The sequence below is a fragment of the Streptomyces sp. NH27 genome, from assembly GCF_056859195.1.
On record NZ_JACEGK010000558.1, the window covers coordinates 1 to 5,016 of the forward strand.

Genomic DNA, 5,016 nt, shown 5'->3' on the forward strand with positions numbered 1-5,016 from the left:
GATGCCGGTCGAACCCGGTCGGAACGTGCCTCGGCCCCGGTCGAAGGCGGCCCGCCCCCGGCCATAGCGGCCCGCCCCGGGAGCCGGGTAGGCAGCCAGCGGGTGCCTGATAGGTCGGGAAAACCCCACCATGAGGACGCCAGAAAGCGCCATGGTTCGCGCGGCCCGCGCTTCGTAGCTTCGTAGTGTGGACGAATACGGAGCGAGCCCGATGACCAGCACGGCGACCTATGCGGTGGAACTGCGCGGAGTGCGCCGGACCTACGGCCGGGGCGACGCGGCGGTGCACGCGCTGCGCGGCATCGACCTGGCGTTGCCGCGCGGCAGCTTCACCGCGGTCATGGGGCCGTCCGGCTCCGGCAAGAGCACCTTCCTCCAGTGCGCGGCGGGCCTGGACCGCCCGTCGGACGGGTCGGTGCTGCTCGGCGGCGAGGAGATCACCGGACTGAGCGAGAACAGGCTGACCCGGCTGCGCCGTAGCCGGATCGGCTTCGTCTTCCAGTCGTTCAACCTGCTGCCGTCCCTGACCGTCCAGCAGAACGTGCTGCTGCCGCAGCGCCTGGCCGGGCAGCGTCCGGACCGGCGCCGGGCCGCGGCGATGCTGGCGCGGGTCGGCCTGGACGGGTACGGCAGGCGCCGGCCCGGCCAGCTCTCCGGCGGGCAGCAGCAGCGCGTGGCGATCGCCCGTGCGCTGGTGACCAGCCCGGAGGTGATCTTCGCGGACGAGCCGACCGGTGCGCTCGACACGGGCACCGCCCGCGACATCCTGGTGCTGATGCGGCAGGCGGTCGACGGCGGCCTGGACGGTTCGGGCCCGGCCGCGACCGTGGTGATGGTGACGCACGACCCGGTCGCCGCGTCGTACGCCGACCGGGTGCTGTTCCTGGCCGACGGGAACTTCGCGGGCGAGCTGGTCGCGCCCGACCCGACGGCCGTCGCGGACCGGATGGTCGCGCTCACCTCGCGGACTTCGGGCGGCCGACCCGCCGATGGCCGCAGCGCCGACGGGTGGACTTCCGGTGCCCACACCCCCGGGGACTCCGTGACCGGAGCCGCCCGCGCCCCGCGAGGGAGGGCGGCGTGAACGGCCTGGCCCGCGCCTCCGTACGCTTCCGGCCCGCCTCCTTCGTCGGCACGTTCGTCGCGCTGCTCTTCGCGGCCGCCGTGGTCACCGCGTGCGGCGCCCTGCTCCAGACCGGCCTGACCGCGCATGTGCCGCCGACCCGGTATGCACACGTGCCGGTCGTGGTCGCGGCCGACCCGCAGGCCCACCTCACCACCGGGCACGGCGACAGCCAGGACACCGATTCCGAGCCGCTCACCGACCAGCCCCGGCTCGCCACGAACCTGGCCGCGCGGATCGCCGCCCGCCCGGGCGTGGCCGCGGCCGTCCCCGACATCGCGTTCCCGGTGGGCGCGGCCCACGGAGGATCGGGCGCCGCGGGTGCGGGCTCGGCCGGCCTTCCCCAACTCACCGGCCGGGACTGGTCCGCGCACCTGATCTCCCAGCCCCCGGCGGCCGCATCCGGTACTGCCACATCCGGCTCGGCGGCATCCGGCACTGAGGCCGCCGATACGGCCCGAGCGCCCGGCGCGGGCGAGGTCGTGCTCGACGCCGGCACCGCCCGCGCGGCCCACGTGTCCGTCGGGGACACCCTCACCCTGACCGCCCCCGGCCGGACCGCCGCCTACCGCGTCGCCGGGCTGGCCGCAGCCGACCGCTCGGCCGGCCCCACCGTCTACTTCGCCGACTCCGTCGCCGGGTCGCTCTCCGGCCACCCCGGCCGGGCGGACGCCATCGCCGTCTTCCCGAAGCCGGGCACCGGCACGGACGCGCTGGCCGACCAGGCCCGACACGCCGTCGGCGGCCACGCGAAAGTACGCACCGGCGACGACCGGGGCATGGCCGAACAGCCTCAACTCGCCGAGGCCAAGGAGATGATGACCGCGATCGGCGGCTCCTTCGGCGGGATCGCCACGGCCACCGCCGTGTTCGTGGTGATGGGCACCGTCGCCCTCGCCATCGGCCAGCGCTCCCGGGAGATCGCGCTGCTGCGCGCGATCGGCGCCACCCCGCGCCAGATCCGCAGGACCGTCGCGACCGAGGCCCTGCTGGTCGCCCCGCTCGCCGGCGCCGCCGGGATCTGGCCCGGCGTCGAACTGGCCCGCTGGTGGCTGCGCCAGCTCGTCCACAAGGACGCGGTGCCGCACGGCGTGACGCTCGACGTCGGCTGGATACCGATGGTCGTCGCGGTCGGCGCCGGCCTGCTCGGGTCGCTCGTGGCCGGCTACCTCGCCGCCCGCCGCCCCTCGAAGGCCCGGCCCAGCGAGGCACTGGGCGAGGCCGCGGTGGAACGCCGCCGGCCCGGCGTGATCCGTACGGTGCTGGGCCTGGCCGCGGTCGTCGGCGGCTGCTTCCTGGCCGGCGTCGCCGCGCACGAGACCGGCGACGACGCCGCCTCGGTCGCGCTCGGCATCGTGTTCAGCCTGATGGCCGGAGTGGCCTTCCTCGGCCCGGTCGTGGCGTGGCTCGCCGCCGCGGTGCTGGGGCTGCCGCTGCGCGCGTCCGGCTCGGTCTCCGGGATGCTCGCCGCCGCCAACACCCGTGCCGCCGCCCGCCGGCTGGCCGCCGCGATCACCCCGATCGCGCTGGTCACCGCCTTCTGCGGCACCCTGCTGTGCATGCAGGGGTCGATCACCCACGCCACGTCCCGGCAGATCCACCAAGCGGTTGTCGCCGACCAGGTGGTCGGCTCCGACGGCGCCGGGCTGCCCGCCTCCACCGCCGGCCGCGCCGCCGCGCTGCACGGCGTGGACACCGCGGTCGGCATCCTGCGCACCGGCGCGCTCATCCGGGAGAGCGGGGCGCTGAACTCAGAGAACCTCATCGGCGTCTCCGGCGACCCCGCCGCCCTGCCCAAGGTGCTCCAACTCGGCGTGAAGAGCGGCTCGCTGGCCGACCTCACCGGCGACAGCCGTACGGTCGCGGTCGACACGCTGCTGTCCGGCAGCGCTCACGTGAAGGTCGGCGGCCACCTGTCGCTCTGGCTCGGCGACGGCACCCAGGTCCGGCCCAAGGTGGTCGCCGTCTACGAACGCGGCCTGGGGATGGGGCAGTTGCTCATGCCGCGCGACGCGGTCGCCGCACACGCGGGGACGGCGTACGACGCGCAGGTGCTCGTGCACGACGCCCCGGGCGCCGACCCGGCCGCCGCACAAAGGGAGTTGGCCGGGCTCGGGGTGCCCGGGCTCACCGTCACCGACCGGGCGGGCTACCGCGCGCAGGCGGACAAGGACCTCGAACTCAACGCTTGGTCCAACCAGGTGATGGCCGCCGTGCTCGGCGGGTTCGCGGCCGTCGCTGCCGCCAACACCCTCGTCATGACGGTCCTCGATCGGCGCCGCGAGGTCGCCCTGCTGCGGCTGGCGGGCACCACCCGGCGGCAGGTGCTCGGGATGATGCGATGGGAGGCGTTGCTCGTCGCGGCGGGCGGGCTCGTCATCGGTGCGGCGATCGCGTGGATCACGCTCGTGCCGATCGCCCGCGGACTGACCGGCGCTAGCCCCTATGTGCCGCCGAACATCCTGCTCGGACTCACCGGCGGTGCCCTGGCCCTGGCCCTGGCCGCCACCGCACTTCCCACCCGGGCACTCCTGCGACGCCCCGCGGCGACAGCTCCACCCGAGTAGCCCCACCCCGTCGCCCCGCGGAGAAAAGGCACGCCCAACCCCGAGTCCGCGGCCCCGCACCGCACCGACCACCACGATCTGTCGACCAACGGATTGGCCTCGCTGTAGAGGGAGTTGGCCTTCAACGCGCCCGGCGCCGACATCGCCTCGGCCGGCGGTGCCGCGCACGACCGCAACGCCGAACTGCTGCTCAGGAAGCGGTGAGGACGGCGGGGCCCTGCCGCGGGCCGAGAAGGGAACTCCTCAGCGCGGGGTGACCACCACGTAGGCGGCCGGGTCGAGTTCGCAGGACGCCATCAGGGCCGTCCTGACCACGGCCGCCTGCTGCTCCATCGCGTCGCGCAGCTTCGTGGGGGACAGGAACACCATCGTCACGCCCAGCGCCTCCAAGTGCTCGCGCTGCCGGGCGTAGTGGGACCACAACGCGTCGTCGGCCGGGTCGAGACAGACCGCGACGCCGTGCTCGGGCCAGAACGCGTCCGCCCCGCCCAGCGGCGGCCCGCCGGGCAGCCGCAGGTCCACATTCCATACCGGGTCGGGCAGTTGGTGGCAGTGCACCATCATGTACAGCCGCTGCTCGGCCATCGCGCGGTCCTCCGTGTGCAGCACGTCCACCGCGCGCCGCACGGTCGGGCGGTTCAGCAGCCCGGCCCGGGACAACTCCCGCAGTACCGTGGCGCCGTCGCAGTGCCCGGACCGCACCGCCTCGGACAGCAGCGCCCGTACGGCGTCGGTGTCGCCGAGTTCGGCGACCGCGTCCGCCACCGCGCGCGGCACCGGCGCGCAGGGCAGCCCCACCACGTCCAGCGGGTGCGGCAGTTCGCGGGTGCGGTGCACGTTGACGTCGCCCGCGTCACGCAACCTGCGCTGCCACGGCACCAGGACGTCGATCACCGGCAGGCCGATCAGCGGGGGCACCGACGTGAAGCGGTACAGCGCGAGCGCGGCCAACCCGGTGACCATCGCCTCCCGGCCGCCGCCGACCGGGCCGTGCCCGCCCGGGTCGCGGCCCGCGTACAACAGTGCGGCCCGCACGCGTTCCTCGCTGCTGGGCGGGCCAGAGTGCAGCAGGCACACCTGCGGCAGGATCTGCTGCCAGCGGCCGCCCGGGCGGCAGCGGCCGGCGATCTCGGCTGCGGTCAGGCCGAGTTCGCGCAGCTGACGGAACGTCAGTACGGTCTCGTCGCAGTCGTCGAGGTGGTCCAGGGCATGGGGGGTGAGGTCGTTCACGTTCATGGCCGAGTGATTCCCGCCGAACGGGTGGCTACTAACCGTTGTTACACGCTCGTCGACAAACCAGGACAACACCGGGCTAAAGTCCCGCCC

3 protein-coding genes are annotated in these 5,016 nt (G+C 74.8%); 2 read left to right on the forward strand and 1 reads right to left on the reverse strand.

Annotation, left to right across the window (positions count from 1 at the left end; genetic code table 11):
• The first annotated feature begins 211 nt into the window (after positions 1-211).
• On the forward strand, positions 212-1,084 hold the full coding sequence (locus tag AC13HU_RS31825; RefSeq protein WP_483045449.1) for an ABC transporter ATP-binding protein: 873 nt from the start codon (positions 212-214) through the stop codon (positions 1,082-1,084).
• On the forward strand, positions 1,081-3,690 hold the full coding sequence (locus AC13HU_RS31830) for an ABC transporter permease (protein ID WP_483045450.1): 2,610 nt from the start codon (positions 1,081-1,083) through the stop codon (positions 3,688-3,690). The genes AC13HU_RS31825 and AC13HU_RS31830 overlap by 4 nt, the downstream gene beginning before the upstream one ends.
• A 243-nt stretch (positions 3,691-3,933) precedes the next feature.
• On the opposite strand, the gene AC13HU_RS31835 is transcribed toward AC13HU_RS31830, so the two are convergent.
• Entirely contained in the window at positions 3,934-4,926 is a 993-nt protein-coding gene (locus tag AC13HU_RS31835) for a hypothetical protein (RefSeq protein ID WP_483045451.1), read from the reverse strand.
• Positions 4,927-5,016 lie beyond the last annotated feature (90 nt).